The sequence below is a fragment of the Agrococcus sp. Marseille-P2731 genome, from assembly GCF_900117395.1.
Taxonomy (GTDB): Bacteria; Actinomycetota; Actinomycetes; order Actinomycetales; family Microbacteriaceae; genus Agrococcus.
Map to the genome: position 1 here is coordinate 486591 of NZ_FPEG01000002.1, position 16969 is coordinate 503559.

At 72.2% G+C, this 16969-nt stretch carries 17 protein-coding genes; 2 read left to right on the forward strand and 15 right to left on the reverse strand.

Features of this window, described 5'->3' with window-relative positions; genetic code table 11:
• Positions 1–22 precede the first annotated feature (22 nt).
• The 15 genes from BQ6202_RS06240 to BQ6202_RS06310 form a co-directional block, all read right to left on the reverse strand.
• Positions 23–1651, reverse strand: a complete 1629-nt coding sequence (locus BQ6202_RS06240; RefSeq protein WP_072313591.1) for an HNH endonuclease — start codon at positions 1649–1651, stop codon at positions 23–25.
• Positions 1652–1888: 237 nt separating this feature from the next.
• Positions 1889–2323 carry a transcription antitermination factor NusB gene (nusB, locus tag BQ6202_RS06245; RefSeq protein WP_072313592.1) on the reverse strand — a complete coding sequence of 145 codons (435 nt, stop codon included), beginning with the start codon at positions 2321–2323 and terminating at the stop codon, positions 1889–1891.
• Between the two features lies 1 nt (position 2324).
• Positions 2325–2888, reverse strand: coding sequence for an elongation factor P (gene efp / locus BQ6202_RS06250; RefSeq protein ID WP_072313593.1), 564 nt, complete (start codon positions 2886–2888; stop codon positions 2325–2327).
• Positions 2889–2998: 110 nt separating this feature from the next.
• On the reverse strand, positions 2999–3433 hold the full coding sequence (gene aroQ / locus BQ6202_RS06255; RefSeq protein WP_072313594.1) for a type II 3-dehydroquinate dehydratase: 435 nt from the start codon (positions 3431–3433) through the stop codon (positions 2999–3001).
• A gap of 56 nt (positions 3434–3489) precedes the next feature.
• A complete protein-coding gene (locus BQ6202_RS06260; RefSeq protein WP_072313595.1) occupies positions 3490–3846 on the reverse strand; it encodes a VOC family protein in 357 nt (118 codons plus the stop codon).
• Between the two features lie 104 nt (positions 3847–3950).
• On the reverse strand, positions 3951–5018 hold the full coding sequence (gene aroB / locus BQ6202_RS06265; RefSeq protein WP_072313596.1) for a 3-dehydroquinate synthase: 1068 nt from the start codon (positions 5016–5018) through the stop codon (positions 3951–3953).
• A gap of 70 nt (positions 5019–5088) precedes the next feature.
• Positions 5089–5631: a shikimate kinase gene (locus BQ6202_RS06270; protein WP_234946136.1), complete on the reverse strand. Its 543-nt coding sequence runs from the start codon at positions 5629–5631 to the stop codon at positions 5089–5091.
• Complete coding sequence (gene aroC / locus BQ6202_RS06275) at positions 5628–6833, reverse strand: chorismate synthase (RefSeq protein ID WP_072313597.1); 1206 nt, start codon at positions 6831–6833, stop codon at positions 5628–5630. The genes BQ6202_RS06270 and aroC overlap by 4 nt, the downstream gene beginning before the upstream one ends.
• A 2-nt stretch (positions 6834–6835) precedes the next feature.
• Positions 6836–7717 (reverse strand): shikimate dehydrogenase family protein, encoded by an 882-nt coding sequence (locus BQ6202_RS06280; protein ID WP_072313961.1) that lies wholly within the window; start codon positions 7715–7717, stop codon positions 6836–6838.
• 13 nt (positions 7718–7730) lie between these two features.
• The gene (mltG, locus tag BQ6202_RS06285) at positions 7731–8816 is read right to left on the reverse strand and encodes an endolytic transglycosylase MltG (RefSeq protein WP_072313598.1); all 1086 of its coding nucleotides are present in this window, start codon (positions 8814–8816) and stop codon (positions 7731–7733) included.
• Positions 8817–8819: 3 nt separating this feature from the next.
• Positions 8820–9296, reverse strand: a complete 477-nt coding sequence (gene ruvX / locus BQ6202_RS06290; protein WP_072313599.1) for a Holliday junction resolvase RuvX — start codon at positions 9294–9296, stop codon at positions 8820–8822.
• 26 nt (positions 9297–9322) lie between these two features.
• Positions 9323–11980, reverse strand: coding sequence for an alanine--tRNA ligase (gene alaS, locus BQ6202_RS06295; RefSeq protein WP_072313600.1), 2658 nt, complete (start codon positions 11978–11980; stop codon positions 9323–9325).
• 77 nt (positions 11981–12057) lie between these two features.
• The gene (locus BQ6202_RS06300; protein ID WP_072313601.1) at positions 12058–12237 is read right to left on the reverse strand and encodes a hypothetical protein; all 180 of its coding nucleotides are present in this window, start codon (positions 12235–12237) and stop codon (positions 12058–12060) included.
• Positions 12238–12348: 111 nt separating this feature from the next.
• Positions 12349–12978 (reverse strand): 30S ribosomal protein S4, encoded by a 630-nt coding sequence (gene rpsD, locus BQ6202_RS06305; protein WP_072313602.1) that lies wholly within the window; start codon positions 12976–12978, stop codon positions 12349–12351.
• Positions 12979–13101: 123 nt separating this feature from the next.
• A complete protein-coding gene (locus tag BQ6202_RS06310) occupies positions 13102–14457 on the reverse strand; it encodes a replication-associated recombination protein A (protein ID WP_083587056.1) in 1356 nt (451 codons plus the stop codon).
• 135 nt (positions 14458–14592) lie between these two features.
• Between BQ6202_RS06310 and BQ6202_RS06315 the strand changes: the two genes are divergently transcribed.
• Complete coding sequence (locus tag BQ6202_RS06315) at positions 14593–15375, forward strand: peptidylprolyl isomerase (protein ID WP_072313603.1); 783 nt, start codon at positions 14593–14595, stop codon at positions 15373–15375.
• Between the two features lie 91 nt (positions 15376–15466).
• Complete coding sequence (locus BQ6202_RS06325; protein ID WP_083587057.1) at positions 15467–16960, forward strand: DUF349 domain-containing protein; 1494 nt, start codon at positions 15467–15469, stop codon at positions 16958–16960.
• The last annotated feature ends 9 nt before the right edge of the window (positions 16961–16969 follow it).

Consider the following 16969-nt stretch of genomic DNA (forward strand, 5'->3'; position numbering starts at 1 on the left):
GTGCAGTCTCCGAGGAGCCGAGTCAGAAGGGCAACGGCCGCGGGGGTTCGCCGACCTGCATGCCCCACAGCTGCGGCTCCGGTTCACGCTCCGGTTCGCGCTCGTGGAACACTGGCCCGATCTCTGGCGGCTCATCCACGTAGGTCTGCCCGGTGGGTGACGTGAAGACGAGTACGCCGGGCGAGCGCTGGTGGACCTTCCAGCGTCTGGCGCCGGAGAGCTGTGCGCCTTTGAGGGTGTGGTGTCGTCTGCAGAGGTGGGCGAGGTTGCCGGTGTCGGTGGTGCCGCCGTCGGTCCAGGGGATGGTGTGGTCGAGGTCGCTGCGGTGTGCCCTCTGGCTGCAGCCTGGCCATCTGCAGTGCTGGTCTCTGGCTCGGAGGAGCTGCTTGAGTCGCTTGGAGGGCACGTAGGTGTCGACGGCGGTGACGTGGCCGGTGAGGGGGTCGGTGAACAGGCGCGTCCAGGCGGTCGCGCGCTCGGCGAGCCGCCTAGCGGTCTCGGGGTCGACGGGGGCGCCGGTGGAGAGCCGCGCGACCGCGGTGCTGTGACGCAGACCGGTGTCGCGCTCGTCGACACCGACGAGCACGTCGGCGGGCATCATGATCGTGACGTCGGCTCGGATCGCCTCGAGCGTGGCGCCGGCGGGGTCGCCGGTGAGCAGCAGGTCGCACATGAGATCTGCGCGGAGCTGGTCGAAGGTGCGCGGGTCCTTGCCCTCGCCGCTGGCGTCGGCGGCGCGGAGGGTGGCCTTGGCCATCTGCGTGAGGCGGTCGTGGGCAGCCGCGACCAGCAGGGTCGGGGCGATCAGCTCGAGTCGCGACATGCCGTCGTCGAGCTCCTTCTGGAACACACCCCGACGATCCCTGGCCGACCGATGCCGGGCCGCGAGCGGCTGCTCCAGGTGCCGCTCGAGCTCGCGGCGCGCGATCGCGCGGAGACGGCCCGGCGTGGTCTGCTCGGCGTGCGGTAGCAGCGCCTCCTCGAACGCGGCCCGGCCTGCGGGGTCCTGGATGGCCCCGCCGATCTCGGTGATCACGCCGACGTGGCCGCGGTGGATGCGCGCCTCGCCCCACGCGTGCATCGTCGCCGGCCATGCGGCGACCTGCTCCATCGCGTGGCTGATGTCGGCCTCGAGGGTGCGGTCGCTGCGGCGCTCCATCAGCGCCAGCTCGCACGCGACGTCCCGCACGCCGACGCCCGGGTCGAGGCGCTCCTCCAGCGCATCCTCGACCGCGACGTGCCCGATGCCGGCGAGGAACCGGACCCGCATCGCCTCCAGGCTCGCGATCGCCGCATCGATCTCGACCACCGCACGCATCGCCGACTCCGCCACGTCACGACCCGTCACCAGAGCAGGAGGCACCGACTCGACCTCAACGGCAACCGACTCGATCCCGGCGATAGCCGATCGGCTGGCATCGTCATCGCGCGCCGCGTGCGCCTGGACCACTGGCTCGTCGAGCGGGTGCGGCCCACCGCGCAGCCACGTCGGACCGTCGAAGAAGTCCGGAGCGAACGGCACCGGCACCCGATGCGGCGGCAGCGTCGGCGCCGGCGGCGAGGCACCCGGCGAGGCAGCAGGCGCGGCACCCAAGCTCGCCGCACCGACCGCACCCTCCGGCCCTTGCTGCCGCACCGCATCCGTCGTCATGGGCGAAGTGTCACACGGGCCACTGACACGCACGGGGGCCTTGGCGTCCTGGCGCCTCGTCCCATCCGTCGTCATGGGGCGAAGTGTCACACGGCCCACCGACAGGGTTCATCATCGGGCGAGCGCCAGAGCTTGCGCGTCCCAGACGAGCGGGTCAGCGGTCACGCCGCCGCCAGCGCCCTCGCCGTCAGCGCGACCGGCGCCGACCCGCGACGGGCCCCGCCAACGCCGCCGGGTTCAGCCCCGCTGCGCCGCGATGCGCCCGAGCACGCCGTTGATGAACGCGCCCGAGCGGTCGGTCGACAGCTCGTTCGCGAGGTGCACGGCCTCGGAGACCACGACGCTCGTGGGCGCCGTGCCGTGCTCGAGCTCCCACGTGCCGACGCGGAGGATCGCGAGGTCAGTGCGCGGCATCCGGTCGATGGGCCAGTGCTCGCTCGACGAAGCGATCAGCTCGTCGATCGCGTCGGTGTCGTCCGCGACGCCCGCCACGAGCTCGCGCGCGAACTCGAACCAGCCGTGCGAGGCCCAGCCGAGCCGGTCGGCGGTGTCGCGCAGCACGGTCATCGGCGACTCGTCGCGCGCGTTCGCCGAGTACAGCACCTCGACGGCGTGCTTGCGGGCCTTGCGGCGCGAGGGGTAGGTCTCGCTCGCCTTCTCGGGGGTCGCCACGTCAGTCGTTGACGCGGCCGAGGTAGCTGCCGTCGCGGGTGTCGACCTTGACGCGCGTGCCCTGCTCGACGAACAGCGGCACCTGGATCTCGGCGCCCGTCTCGACGGTCGCGGCCTTCGTGCCGGCGCTCGAGCGGTCGCCCTGGAGGCCCGGCTCGGTGTAGGTGATCTCGAGCACGACGGATGCGGGCAGCTCGACCTGGAGCGCCTCACCCTCGTGCATGGAGATGGTGGCGGTGCCGTTCTCGAGCAGGAACTTCGCGCCGTCGCCGACCGTGGCGGCCGGGATCTGCAGCTGCTCGTACGTGTCGTTGTCCATGAACACGAAGTCCTGGCCGTCGTTGTAGAGGTACTGATAGTCGCGGCGGTCGACGGTGGCGAACTCCATCTTGGTGCCGGCGTTGAAGGTCTTGTCGACGGTCTTCTGGCTGCGAGCGTTGCGCAGCTTGGTGCGGACGAACGCGCCGCCCTTGCCGGGCTTGACGTGCTGGAACTCGATGACGGTCCAGAGCTGGCCGTCGAGGTTGAGCACCGCGCCGTTCTTGATGTCGTTCGTGGTTGCCATGAGGCGAATCCGTTCCGTGAGAGCCGTGGGGGCAAGCAGTCCGTCGTGGGCATGGCCAGTCGTGGACACTGCGCCGACAGGAGAGTCTAGCGGGCGCGCGGTGGGCGGTCTCAGGCGGCGACGATGGCGGCCGCGGCGAGCGCATAGCCCCGCAGCCCGAAGCCGGCGATCACGCCGGTCGCGACACCCGAGACGACGGATGCGTGACGGAAGGACTCCCGCGCGTGCGGGTTGGAGATGTGGACCTCCACCAGCGGCGCGACGCCCTGCAGCTGCGCGCAGGCGTCCCGCAGCGCGTACGAGTAGTGCGTGAACGCGGCCGGGTTCAGGATCACCGGCAGGGCTGCGTCGACAGCCTCGTGGATCCACCCCACGAGCGTCGCCTCGTCGTCGGTCTGGCGCACATCCGCTTCGACCGGATGCTCGGCGGTGCCGACAGCCTCGACGAGCGGCGCGATGTCGGCCACCGTCGCCGTGCCGTAGACCTCGGGCTCACGGGTGCCGAGCCTGCCGAGGTTGGGCCCGTTGAGGACGAGGATGCGCATGCGGCCAGTCTGGCACCTCGGCTGCGCTCGCCGCGGTGCCAGACCAGCCCGCTGCCCTACATCTCGCCCTCGAACAGGCCGATGCTGTTGCCGTCCGCATCGACGAAGACGGCGTACCAGCTCGACTCGCTGACGGCCCCCTTCGGGTGGGTGACGGTGCCGCCGAGCTCCTGCACGAGCGCGAGCGTCTCATCGATCGAATCGACCTCGATGACCGACCGCGGCTGCGTGAAGCCGTCTTCCCGCGCGGTCAGCGCGCCGCCGGAGACGCCGTTCGGAGCCTGCCACATGGGATAGCCCTCGTAGCCCGCGGCCTCGGCGATCTGCCAGCCGAAGACCTTCGAGTAGAAGTCGGTGGCCCGGGACAGGTCGCCGACCGGGATCTCGAGGTGTGTGATGTCGCCGTGCGCCACAGTGCGCCCCTCTCGTCGGGCCCGCTCCGTGCGAGCGCTCGAGAGCAACCTGGCACGCACCGCCCACAACGCGCCAGTGCCAGCGCGGCGACGGCGAGCCTGCGTCAGTCGGCGAGCGACTGGTACGCCATGAACAGCAGCCCCTCGTCGGGCCCCTCGAGGATCCTCGGCTTCGCGACGTCGTCGAGCACCACGAACCGCAGCATCGACCCGCGGGTCTTCTTGTCCTTGCGCATGGTGCCCAGGAGCGTCTGCCACCGGCCCACCGGATAGGTCATCGGCAGCTCGAGCGAGTCGAGGATGCCGCGGTGCCGGTCGACGACGCTCTCCGGCAGGCGCCCGGCCAGCCGCGACAGCTCGGCGGCGAACACCATGCCGATCGACACGGCGGCGCCATGCCGCCAGCGGTAGCGCTCGGTGTGCTCGATCGCGTGTCCCAGCGTGTGGCCGTAGTTCAGGAACTCGCGCTCCCCCGCCTCGCGGAAGTCGTTCGCGACCACGCGCGCCTTCACCTCGATCGCGCGCGCGACCACCTCGGCGAACTGCGGGGTCGAGGTGTCGGTGGTCGCCGCGAGATCGGTCTCGAGCAGCTCGAGGATGCGGGGGTCGGCGATGAAGCCCGCCTTGACGATCTCGGCGAAGCCGGTGAGCAGCTCGTTGCGCGGCAGCGAGTCGACGAGCTCGAGGTCGGCGATCACCGCGGCGGGGTGGTGGAAGGCACCGACGAGGTTCTTGCCCTGCTCGGTGTTGATGCCGGTCTTGCCGCCGACGGCGGCGTCGACCAGGCCGAGCACGCTCGTCGGCACCTGCACGATGCGTACGCCCCGCAGCCACGTGGCGGCGACGAAGCCCGCCAGGTCGGTGACGGCCCCGCCGCCCAGGCCCAGCACCGCATCCGTCCTGGTGAACTCGGCCTGCCCCATGATCTGCCACAGGAACTGCGCGACCTCGATGCGCTTCGCCTCCTCGGCGTCGGGCACCTCGGCGAGCAGCACCTCGATGCCGAGCTCGGCCTTGAGGTGGTCGGCGATGCGCGACATCGCCGGCTGGTGCACGACGAGCAGGCGCTGCGCGTCGCCCAGCTGCTCCAGCAGGCGATCCACCAGGATGCCCCTGCCGACGTGCACGTCGTAGGGTGCCTCGGTCTGGACGCGGATGGTGGTCATGGTCATGCTCCTGGTCTGATCGGGGTTCGGTGTGGGCTCGAGGCTCGCGGCTCGAGCCGAGGGCTCGGGATGCGGGTCACCGCTCGCGCGCGACGAGCCAGTCCTCGAGCTCGTCGACGAGGCGACTGATGGGCGTGCGAGAGGTGTCGACGGTGACCTCCGCGAGCTCGCGGTAGATCGGGTCGCGCTCCGCGGCGATGCGGCTCCAGGCCGCGATGCCGTCGGCGACCAGCGGACGGCCGGCGCCTCCGATGCGGCGCTCCGCGGCTCGCTCGTCGACCGTGACGAGCACGACGGTCGCCTGCTCGCGCAGCAGTTCGCGCGTGTCGGTGTCGAGCACCGCGCCGCCGCCGAGGGCGACGACGGTGCCGGGGGTCAGCGCCCGCTGCACCGCCTCCGCCTCCCAGCGGCGGAAGACGGCCTCGCCGCGCTCGGCGAAGATCGTGGGGATCGGCCCGTGCTCCAGGACCACCAGACGATCGGTGTCGGCGAAGGTGCGCCCGAGGCGCGCGGCGAGCTTGCGACCGATCGAGCTCTTGCCTGCCGCCATCGGTCCGATGAGCGCGACGGGCGGGGTCGCGCTCGCCTCGTCGCCGGGGCGCGGATGCCCGCTGGTCACGGCTGGGTGGACGGCGTCGCGACGGTGCGCAGGCTCGCGGGGATCGCCGCGACGTAGGCCTCGAGGTTCCTGCGGGTCTCGGCGACCGAGTCGCCGCCGAACTTCTCGACCACCGCATCCGCCAGCACGAGCGCGACCATCGCCTCGGCGACCACGCCGGCGGCGGGCACCGCGCAGACGTCGCTGCGCTGGTGGTGGGCCTGCGCGACATCGCCGGTGGCGGTGTCGATGGTGCGCAGGGCGCGGGGCACCGTGGCGATCGGCTTCATGCCGGCGCGCACGCGCAGCGCGTCTCCGGTGGTCATGCCGCCCTCGATGCCGCCGGCGCGGCCGGTCTCGCGGTGCGTGCCCTCGTCGCCGACGAGCAGCTCGTCGTGCGCGACGCTGCCGCGGCGCCGGGTGGTCTCGAAGCCGTCGCCGACCTCCACGCCCTTGATCGCCTGGATGCTCATGAGCGCCTGCGCGAGGCGCCCGTCGAGCCGGCGATCCCAGTGCACGTAGGAGCCGAGGCCGGAGGGCAGGCCGTAGGCGAGCACCTCGACGATGCCGCCGAGCGTGTCGCCGGAGCGCCGCGCATCCTCGACCTCGGCGAGCATCGCCGCGCTCGTCTCTGGGTCGTTGCAGCGCAGCTCGTCGGCGTCGAGCCGGTCGACGTCATCCGGCACTGGCAGCGAGGCGCCCTCGGGCACGCGCACGGGCCCGATGGACAGCGTGTGGCTCACCAGGCGCACGCCCAGCTCGCCGAGGAACGCTCGAGCGACGGCGCCGAGCGCGACACGAGCAGCCGTCTCCCGGGCGCTCGCGCGCTCGAGCACGGGCCTCGCCTCGTCGAAGTCGTGCTTCTGCATGCCGACCAGGTCGGCGTGGCCGGGCCGGGGGCGCGTGAGCTTCGCCGCGCGCGCGCCGGTGAGCTCGCCCTCGAGGGGGGCGGCGCCCATGACCTCCATCCACTTCGGCCACTCGGTGTTGCCGACGCGCAGCGCGACCGGGCCACCCTGCGTGAGCCCGTGGCGCACGCCACCGGAGATCGACAGCGCGTCCTGCTCGAACTTCATGCGGGCGCCACGCCCTGCACCGAGCTTCCGCCGCTGCAGGTCGGCCTGGATCTGCTCGGCGGTGATGGGCACGCCCGCGGGCAGCCCTTCGAGGATCGCGATCAGTTCGGGGCCGTGGGACTCCCCGGCGGTCAGCCAGCGCAGCATGCCTACGATTCTTCCAGACCCGCCGATGCCGACCTGACCACCGCATCCGACGCCCGTGCCCGCCCCGCCTCGACGAGCGCAGCGCGCATGGCGGCGACGACCGCCCGCTCGTCCGGCAGCGGCGACTCGCTCGCGCCGAGCGCGAAGATGCGCGCCTGGAGCACGGCCTGCCCGAGCAGCATCTCGCGGCCGTCGATGTGCTGCGCGGCCGGCAGCTCAGCGAACCGCGACCCCTCGGCCCGCGCGTAGTCGGCGTCGAGCAGTCGGGTGGGCGGATGCGCGAACACCGGCACGACATCGGCATCGGCCGGCAGCGTCGAGACGGCCGCATCGACGGCCGGCAGCTCGGCGCCCAGTCCCTGCAGCCGCACCTCGACGCCGATGCGCTCGCCGAGGCTCGTGATCCGCTCGCCCTTCGCCGCGCTCCGCAGCGCGACGGTCACCTGCCGCACGCCGAGCTCCTGCAGCGCGAGGAGCGCCGACTGCGCCGTCGCGCCGCCGCCCACGATGGCTCCCGTCGCCGCCGTGGTGAGCCCCGCATCCGCGAACGCCCGCACGATGCCCCCGACGTCCGTGTTCCAGCCTCGCGGACCGCCCGCACCGTCGAGCAGCAGCGTGTTGACGGCGCCGGTCAGCTCGGCGCGCCGGTCGACGACGCGCGCGATGGCGTGCGCCTCCTCCTTGAGGGGTGCGGTGACCGAGAGACCGAGCCACCCGCCGTCCAGCACATCGACGAAGCCCGCGAGCTCGCCTCGCGCCACCAGGCGGCGCTCATAGGCCCAGGCGAGGCCCAGCGCGCTCGCCGCTGCGCCCTGCAGCGCCGGCGAGAGGGAGTGCTCGATCGGCGAGCCGACGACCGCGAGCCGGCGCTCGGCGCCGCGCACGGCCGCCGCCACCTCAGCCGCCCCAGCCCGGGTTGTCGCGCAGGAACTGCTGGAACCGCTCCACGGCCACGAGGTGCTCGTCGTAGGTCTCCGAGAACACCGTCTCGCCCGTGTTCGGGTCGACGGTCACGAAGTACAGCCACGGTCCCGGCGTCGGCTCGAGCACCGCGGTGATCGCCTGGTCGCCCGGCGCACCGATCGGCCCGACCGGCAGGCCGGTGCGCTGGTAGGTGTTGTACGGGTTCGAGGCGTCGGCGCGCTCCTCTGCCGTCGTCGTGACGACGTGCAGGTTGCCGGTGCCGTAGGCGACGGTGGCGTCGGACTGCAGCGCCATGTTGATGTCGAGGCGGTTCTGGAAGACCCGCGCGACACGACCGAAGTCGTCGGCGAACCGCGCCTCGCGCTGCACGAGGGCTGCGAAGGTCAGGACGCGCTGCGCATCGGCGTCCGCGACGCCGTGGGAGTCGAGCGCCTGGTGCATGCGCGCCACCATCGCCTCGATCACGCCCGCCGCGGTGATGCCCTCGTCGAAGGTGTAGGTCGCCGGGAAGAGCCAGCCCTCGAGCGAGATCGCATCATCGGGCAGGTCGAACTGCGCGAAGTTGCCGGCGAGCTGTGTGAACTCAGCCTGCGGGATCCCCAGGTCGCGCTCGAGCCGCTCGAACACCTGCGGCAGCGTGTAGCCCTCGGGCACGGTGACGCGCAGCTCGGCCTTGTTCGCCGGGTCCAGGATCGCGTCGAGCGCGCCCTGGGCCGACATCTGCTGCTGCACCCGGTAGGCGCCGGGGTGCAGCTGGATCGTGGAGTCCTCGACGAGGATGTCGGTGAACGCCTCGCTGCTCGCGATGACGTCCTCCTCGAGGAGCGTCGCGGCGACGTCGTAGCCGTTCTGCCCCTGCTCGATCCGCACCACGACCTCGCCGGTGCCCGGCCCCGGGTAGTCCTCTGCGCTGGCGAGGCGCTCCCTGAGCTGCCCCGCGCCCCAGGTCACCGCGACCACGAGACCGGCGACCACCACGAGCACGATGCTCCAGGCGATGACGATCCTGCGGATCTTGACCTTGCGCTCCTGGCGCGCGCGTTCGCGACGTCCGGCCATGGGTCAGTCCTCTTCTCGCTCCGCGGCGTGCTCGCCGCTGCTCAGCAGCTCCCCCGGCGCGCGGCCGGCGGCGCGCTCGCTGTCGAGCGCGTGCTGCAGGATGACGACCGCGGCCGCCTGATCGATGGCGGCGCGCTGCTGGCGCGTCGACTTGCCGGATGCGCGCATGCCCGCGGAGGCGGTCACGGTCGAGAGTCGCTCGTCGACGAGCCGCACCGGCATCGTCGCCGCGAGCATCGCGGCCATCTCGCGCGCGTCCTGCGTGCTGGGCGTGTCGCCGCCCGAGAGCGAGATCGGCAGGCCGACCACCGCTTCGACGGCCTCGAGCTCGGCGGCGATCTCGGCCAGGCGCGCCACGGGCTCGGTCGACGCGCGCTGGATCGTCTCCACCGGCGTCGCGAGCAGACCGTCGCGGTCGCAGCGCGAGACGCCGACGCGGGCCCTGCCCACGTCCACGCCGATCCGCACGCCTCTCCGCATCGCTCCGCTCTCGCCCGGGTGCCCGCTCAGCGCCGCACGCCGTCGGTCACGGCGGCCAGCGCCGCGGGCATCGCGCTCGCGTCCTGCCCGCCGCCCTGCGCCATGTCCGGCTTGCCGCCGCCGCCTCCGCCGAGCACCGAGGCTGCCGCCTTGGCGAGCGGCCCTGCCGCGACGCCCGCATCGCGAGCCGCCTGGTTGGTGGCCACGACGATCGCGGGGCGCCCGTCGATCGTGCCGCCGATGGCGGCCACTGCGGGCGTGGAGCCGAGGCGCTCGCGCACCTGAGCGGCCAGCGAGCGCAGGTCGTCCTGCGAGCCGACGGCCCCCAGGTCGGCGCTCGCGAGCAGCACGTCGCCCGCGCGCTGCGCGGCGTCGACGATCGGCTGCACGCGGCCGGCGAGCTGCCTCGACTCGAACTCGGCGATGCGCTTCTCGGCCGCCTTGAGCGACGCCACGATCTCCTGGATGCGGCTGGGCAGCTGCTCCTTCGGCGTCTTCAGCATCGACGTGAGCTCGCTCACGAGCGTGCGCTCCGCGACCAGCTGGTCGAACGCATCTGCGCCCACGGCCGCCTCGACGCGCCGCGCGCTCGATCCGACGCTCGACTCGCTCGTGATCGACAGCAGGCCGATCTGGCTCGAGGCGCCCACGTGCGTGCCGCCGCAGAGCTCGCGCGACCAGGGCCCCCCGATGTCGACCATGCGCACGCTCGAGCCGTACTTCTCGCCGAAGAGCGACATGGCGCCGAGCGCCTTCGCCTCGTCGAGCGCCATGACGCGCGTCTCGACCGGCAGGTCGTCGCGGATCGCCGCGTTGGCGATGCCCTCGAGCTCCTGGCGCATGTCGCTCGAGAGCGGGCTCGACCAGGAGAAGTCGAGGCGCATGTAGCCGGCCTTGTTGTACGAGCCGGCCTGCACGGCGTCGGGCCCGAGCAGCTGGCGGAGCGCCGCGTGCACGAGGTGGGTCGCCGTGTGCGCCTTGTTGGCCCCGCGGCGGTAGAGCGGGTCGACGACCGCGTGCGCGACGTCGCCGACGGCGATCTCGCCGCTCGTCACCCGCACGGTGTGGCTGATGAGGCCCTGCACCGGGCGCTGCACGTCGAGCACCTCCGCCTCGAAGCCGGCGCCGACGAGGCGACCCTGGTCGCTGTCCTGACCGCCCGCCTCTGCGTAGAGCGGCGTGGCGGTGAGGATGACCTCGACCTCCTGGTCGATCCCGGCCGATGCGACCTGCGCGCCGTCGGCGATGATGCCGATGATCTCGCCGTCGGCCTCGAGCTCGTCGTAGCCGAGGAAGGCGGTCTCTCCCTTGCCCCGCAGCTCGGAGTAGACGGACAGGTCGGCCAGCTGGCGGCGGCGCGACTTCGCGTCGGCCTTCGCGCGCGTGCGCTGCTCGCTCATGAGCGACTCGAAGGTCGAGCGGTCGACCTCGAGGCCCGCCTCCTCGGCGATCTCCATCGTCAGGTCGATCGGGAAGCCGTAGGTGTCGTGCAGGAGGAACGCGGTCTTGCCGGGCACGACCTGGCCGGATGCCTTGCGCACGTCGGACATGGCGAGGTCGAGCACCGTCGAGCCCGACTCGAGCGTCTTGAGGAAGGTCTCCTCCTCGGCGATCGCCAGTCGCTCGATGCGCGGGAACGCGGGGTCGAGGTCGGGGTAGGCGGCCGACATCGCGTCATAGCTGGCGCGGAAGAGCGTCGGGAACGTCGCCTCGTGGACGCCGAGGAGCCGCATCGCGCGGATCGAGCGGCGCATCAGGCGGCGCAGGATGTAGCCGCGGCCGTCGTTGCCGGGCGTGACGCCGTCACCCATCAGCATGAGCGAGGAGCGCACGTGGTCGGCGACCACGCGCATCCGCACGTCGTCCTCGTGCTCGGCGCCGTAGCGCCGGCCGGAGAGCTCGCTCGCGAGATCGAGCACCGGGCGCACCTGGTCGATCTCGTACATGTTCTGCACGCCCTGCTTCAGGAACGCGATGCGCTCGAGGCCCATGCCGGTGTCGATGTTCTTCTTCGGCAGCTCGCGCACGATCGTGAACTCGGTCTTCGAGCGCACGTCGGCGATCTCGTCCTGCATGAAGACGAGGTTCCAGATCTCGACGTAGCGGTCGGAGCCGGTCGCCGGGCCGCCCTCGGGGCCGTAGTCGGGGCCCAGGTCGTAGAAGATCTCGGAGTCGGGACCGGCGGGGCCGGGCTGCCCCGTCATCCAGTAGTTGTCCTCGAGGCCGAGGCGCTGGATGCGGTCGGCATCGATGTCGGTGACCTCGAGCCAGAGGCGCTCGGCCTCGTCGTCGGTGAGGTAGACCGTCGCCCAGAGGCGCTTCGGGTCGAAGCCGTAGCCGCCGTCGGCCTCGGAGCCGGTCAGCAGCTTCCAGGCGTAGTCGATCGCCTCGCGCTTGAAGTAGTCGCCGAACGACCAGTTGCCCGCCATCTGGAAGAACGTGCCGTGGCGCGGCGTGCGGCCGACCTCTTCGATGTCGTTGGTGCGGATGCACTTCTGCACGTCGGCCACGCGGGGCCAGGGTGCGGGCACCCGGCCCGACAGGTACGGGATGAAGGGCACCATGCCGGCGATCGTGAACATGATCGCCGGGTCGTCGCTCACCAGCGACGCCGAGGGCACGATCGTGTGATCGCGCTGCTCGAAGTGCGAGAGGAATCGGCGGTGGATCTCTGCGGTCTGCATCTAGCTCTGGTCTTTCCAGCCCCGCACGGGGCCTGACGAGCCCGGGCGCAGCGCGCCCGGGCTCGGATCGGGTGTCGTCACTCGCCTCGCAGCTCGCGGTCGCGAGCCTGGTAGCCGTCCTTGACGGCATCCGTGAACTCGCGCGTGCGGTCGTCGACGTTGTCGAGGATCGCCTTGCCCTTCTCGGTCTCCTCGATGCGACGGGCAGCGAAGACGCCGATGACGACGCCGATGGCCAGGAACAGGAGCTTCTTCACAGCGGATCTCCCTCGTGTCTCGAGCCCCGCACCGGATCGGCGACAGGGCGGGTGTCAGTCTAACGACGAAGAGGGGCCGCCACCTGGCGACCCCTCCTCACGCTCGCTGGATCAGCGGGCTGCGTAGTACTCGACGACGAGCTGGACGTCGGCGACGACCGGCACCTCGGCGCGCTGCGGGCGACGCACGAGGCGAGCCTGCAGGCGGTCGAGCTGCACATCGAGGTACGGCGGCACCGGGGGCAGCACCTGGGCGTGACCGCCGGCTGCTGCGACCTGGAAGGGCTCCATGCCCTCGCTGCGCTCGTGCACGTGGATGGTCTGGCCCTCCTTCACGCGGAAGGACGGACGGTCGACGCGCTGGCCGTCGACCATGATGTGGCGGTGCACGACCATCTGGCGGGCCTGCGAGGTGGTGCGGGCGAAGCCTGCACGCAGCACGAGCGCGTCGAGGCGCATCTCGAGCAGCTCGACCAGGTTCTCACCGGTCAGGCCGCGCTGACGACGGGCCTCGGCGAAGACGATGCGGAGCTGCGCCTCGCGGAGGCCGTACTGGGCCCTCAGGCGCTGCTTCTCGCGCAGGCGGACGGCGTAGTCGCTGTCAGCCTTGCGCTTGGTGCGTCCGTGCTGGCCGGGGCCGTAGGGACGCTTCTCGAGGTAACGGGCCGCCTTCGGGGTGAGGGCGACGCCGAGGGCGCGCGAGAGGCGCACCTTCGAACGGGAACGGGACTTCGTGGACATGACTTCCTTCGCTGAGTCGCTGCCGCGCGAGCGGCTGTCGCGGCGGAGTGCCGCGACCTAAGGAGGGTTGCGGGCCCGCAGCACGATGACGCTGCCGAGAGGGCCGTCGTAGAGCCTAGCAGATCAGCGGTCTCCGGCCAGGATCCTGCGGATGCGCTCGAGCCGCGCGGCCACGTCGCGCTCGAAGCCGTGCGCGCCGGGTTCGTAGTAGCGGCGGCCCACGAGCGGGTCGGGCAGGTACTGCTGCTCGGCCACACCGTGCGGCGCGTCGTGGGCGTAGCGGTAGCCCTTCCCGTGCCCGAGCCGCTTGGCGCCCGGGTAGTGCCCGTCGCGCAGGTGGATGGGCACGCGGCCGAAGTCGCCGGCGCGCACATCGGCGATCGCCGCGTCCACCCCGCGATAGGAGCGGTTCGACTTCGGCGCGGTCGCGAGGTAGACGGTCGCCTCGGCCAGCGGGATCCGCCCCTCCGGCATGCCGATCATCTGCACCGCGGTCGCGGCGGCCGTCGCGATGACGAGCCCCTGCGGGTCCGCCATCCCGACGTCTTCGGCGGCGAGCACGATGATCCGGCGAGCGATGAAGCGCGGGTCCTCCCCCGCCTCGATCATGCGCGCGAGGTAGTGCAGCGCCGCGTCGGGGTCGGAGCCGCGCACGGACTTGATGAAGGCGGAGATCACGTCGTAGTGCTCGTCGCCCTGGCGGTCGTAGCGCAGCAGCGCCCGGTCGACCGCGCTCGCCAGGGCCTCCGCCGTCACCGCCACCGGCGCATCCGCCGTCGCGTCGTCGCCGTCGTCGCGGTCGACGGCTCCCGTCTCCGCGGCCTCGAGGGCGTGCGCGCCGGCGGCCTCGAGCGCCGTGAGCGCCCGGCGGGCATCGCCGGACGAGAGCCGGATCAGCTGCGCCCTCGCGTCGTCCTCGAGCACGATGCCCGCGTCGAACCCGCGCGGATCGGCGATCGCGCGGTCGACGAGCGCGCCGATGTCGGCATCCTCGAGCGGCTCGAGCGTGAGCAGCAGCGAGCGCGACAGCAGCGGGCTGATGACGCTGAAGGAGGGGTTCTCGGTCGTGGCCGCGATGAGCGTGACCCAGCCCTGCTCGACCCCCGGGAGCAGCGCGTCCTGCTGCGCCTTCGTGAAGCGATGGATCTCGTCGAGGAAGAGGACCGTCGACTGGCCGAAGAGGTCGCGCTGGTTCAGCGAGTCCTCCATCACCTGCCGCACGTCCTTCACCCCGGCGCTGACCGCGCTCAGCTCGACGAAGCGGCGGTCGGAGGTGTGGGCGATCGACTGGGCGAGGGTGGTCTTGCCCGTTCCCGGCGGTCCCCAGAGGATCACGCTCTGACCGCTCGCGCGATCGCCGGATGCGGCGAGCCGGCGCAGCGGGGAGCCCGGGCCGAGCAGGTGGCGCTGACCCACCACCTCGTCGAGGCTCGTGGGCCGCATGCGCACCGCGAGCGGCGCTGTCGTCCCCCTGGCCATGCCTCCATGCTAGGCGCGACCACTGACGCGCCCCGTCGCTGACGGCCCGGGGGCACCCGAGCCGGTAGCCTGAACGCCGGCCGCGCTCCCGTCCCGGACGGCGAAGTCCGCGTGGCAGGTCCCTGAGGAGAATCCGTGGTCACCAAGCAGGAGCAGGAGCGGCGCGTCCGCGACTATCGCGCTCGCCAGTCCGTGCACGAGCGCAGGAAGCGTCGACAGGCGCGCGACTCGATCATCGGCGGCGTGCTCGCCGGTGTCGTGCTGCTCGGCGGCATCGGCATCATCGCCGTGACCCAGCCGCCCGCCGACCCGGCCGAGACCGCGGCGCCCACCGACAGCGCAGCGCCCGGCGACACCGCAGCTCCCTCGCAGCCCGCCGCCGAGTCGACCGTCCCAGAGCCCTCGCTCGCCGAGGAGCGCAGCTGGACCGGCACGCTGACGATCAACGGCGTGGCGCTCGAGGTCGAGCTCGACGGCGCCGCCGCACCGCAGGCTGTCTCCGCGGTGCTGCAGGACACGCAGCAGGACTACTACGACGACAAGACCTGCCACCGCCTGACGACGAGCCCGGGCTTCAGCGTGCTGCAGTGCGGCTCGGTCGACGGCACGGGCGCCGGTGACCCCTCCTACATGTACGGACCGATCGAGAACGCGCCGGCCGACGACGTCTACGTCGAGGGCACGATCGCGATGGCGCGCCAGGGGGGCAACGCGGAGACGAACGGGCACCAGTTCTTCATCGTCTACGGCGACACGACGATCCCCTCCGACGCAGCCGGCGGCTACACCGTCATCGGGCAGGTCACCAGCGGGCTCGACGAGCTGCAGGAGCAGGTCATCGCCAAGGGCACGGTCGACGACGCTCCGGACGGCGCCCCGACCGAGCCCGTGACCATCGACGACTTCGTCCTGCAGTAGTCCACCCGCGCAGAGGCCAGCGATGGCCCCCTGCATCAGGTCCACCGCGCTAGGCTCGACCTGCCCGTCCCCTCGTACGAGAGACTTCGTCATGCCTGACACCCAGCCCACCGAATCCGACGCCGCGCAGCCCGCCGCCGAGGAGACCGCTCCCGAACTCGCGGAGCAGACCTCCGACGTGCCCGCCGAGAGCACCGAGGCTCCCGCCGAGAGCGCCGAGGCTGCCGCCGAGAGCGCCGAGGCTCCCGCCGAGGGCGAGGACGCCCCCGCAGAGAGCGCGGAGCCCGCTGCCGAGAGCACCGCGGACGCCGAGCCGGCTGCCGAGACCACCGAGGCCCCCGCTGGCCCCACCATCGGCGAGACGGTCATCGAGCGCGGCCTCGGCCGCGTCGACGCCGCCGGCACCGTGGCCGTCAAGGACGGCGACGACTGGCGCGTCGTCGGGCAGTTCCCCGACGTGACGCCCGAGGAGGCGCTCGCCTACTTCGAGCGCAAGTTCGCCGACTTCGAGGGCCAGGTCCGACTGCTCGAGCAGCGCGTCCGCGGCGGCGCCAGCGCGCGCGACGTCGCCAAGACCGCCAACCACCTGCACCAGAGCGTCACGATCGCCAACGCGGTCGGAGACATCCCCTCGCTGCTCACGCGGCTCGACGCGCTCCGCGGCGAGCTCGGCGAGCTCGAGGCGAAGCAGCAGGCCGCGAGCAAGGCAGAGGTCGAGGCGGCCCTCGCCGAGCGCACCCGCGTCGTGGAGTCGATCGAGCGCATGGCCGCCGGCGACCTCGCCGACGTGCAGTGGAAGCAGACCATGCAGCAGGTCGACGTGCTCTTCGCCGAGTGGCAGCGCCTCCAGAAGGACGGACCGCGCCTGTCGAAGAGCCAGGCCGACACGCTCTGGAAGCGCTTCCGCGACGCCCGCAGCACGCTCGAGACGGCACGGCGCAAGTTCTTCGCCGAGCTGGATGCGTCGCACAAGGACGTCCGCGCGCGTAAGCAGGCGCTGGTCGAGCAGGCCCAGGCGCTCGCGCCCAAGGGCGTCGACGGCATCCCCGCCTACCGCACGCTGCTGGACCAGTGGAAGGCCGCTGGCCGCGCCGGTCGCAAGATCGACGACGCGCTCTGGGCCGAGTTCAAGGAAGCCGGCGACGTGCTCTTCCAGGCGAAGGCCGAGCAGTCCGCGGTGGACGACCAGGAGTTCGCCGCGAACCTGGTGGCCAAGCAGGCGCTGCTCGAGGAGGCCGCTCCGATCCTCGAGATCACGAACCGCACCGCCGCCCGCGACGCGCTCATCAGCATCCAGCAGCGCTGGGACGAGATCGGTCGCGTGCCGCGCGAGTCGCTGCGCGAGGTCGAGGACCGCATGCGCAAGATCGAGACGCACGTGCGCGAGCTCGACGAGCAGCACTGGAAGAGCCACAACCCCGAGCGCAAGGCGCGCTCGGAGGGCCTCGCGGGTCAGCTCGAGGACGCCATCGAGAAGCTCGAGGCTGAGATCGCCGAGGCCGAGGACGCCAAGCGCAAGGCCGAGCTCGAGGCCGAGCTCGAGACGAAGCGCTCGTGGCTCGAGGTCGTCGCAGCCGCCGGCTGAGCATCCGCC

What these genes read in the sequence shown, in the direction of transcription:
- BQ6202_RS06325 (WP_083587057.1), top strand. Translation starts at nt 15,467, where the DNA reads ATGCCTGACACCCAGCCCACCGAATCCGACGCCGCGCAGCCCGCCGCC.
- alaS (WP_072313600.1), bottom strand. Translation starts at nt 11,980, where the DNA reads ATGCAGACCGCAGAGATCCACCGCCGATTCCTCTCGCACTTCGAGCAG.
- aroC (WP_072313597.1), bottom strand. Translation starts at nt 6,833, where the DNA reads ATGCTGCGCTGGCTGACCGCCGGGGAGTCCCACGGCCCCGAACTGATC.
- rpsD (WP_072313602.1), bottom strand. Translation starts at nt 12,978, where the DNA reads ATGTCCACGAAGTCCCGTTCCCGTTCGAAGGTGCGCCTCTCGCGCGCC.
- BQ6202_RS06310 (WP_083587056.1), bottom strand. Translation starts at nt 14,457, where the DNA reads ATGGCCAGGGGGACGACAGCGCCGCTCGCGGTGCGCATGCGGCCCACG.
- aroQ (WP_072313594.1), bottom strand. Translation starts at nt 3,433, where the DNA reads ATGCGCATCCTCGTCCTCAACGGGCCCAACCTCGGCAGGCTCGGCACC.
- ruvX (WP_072313599.1), bottom strand. Translation starts at nt 9,296, where the DNA reads ATGCGGAGAGGCGTGCGGATCGGCGTGGACGTGGGCAGGGCCCGCGTC.
- efp (WP_072313593.1), bottom strand. Translation starts at nt 2,888, where the DNA reads ATGGCAACCACGAACGACATCAAGAACGGCGCGGTGCTCAACCTCGAC.
- BQ6202_RS06240 (WP_072313591.1), bottom strand. Translation starts at nt 1,651, where the DNA reads ATGACGACGGATGCGGTGCGGCAGCAAGGGCCGGAGGGTGCGGTCGGT.
- mltG (WP_072313598.1), bottom strand. Translation starts at nt 8,816, where the DNA reads ATGGCCGGACGTCGCGAACGCGCGCGCCAGGAGCGCAAGGTCAAGATC.
- aroB (WP_072313596.1), bottom strand. Translation starts at nt 5,018, where the DNA reads ATGACCATGACCACCATCCGCGTCCAGACCGAGGCACCCTACGACGTG.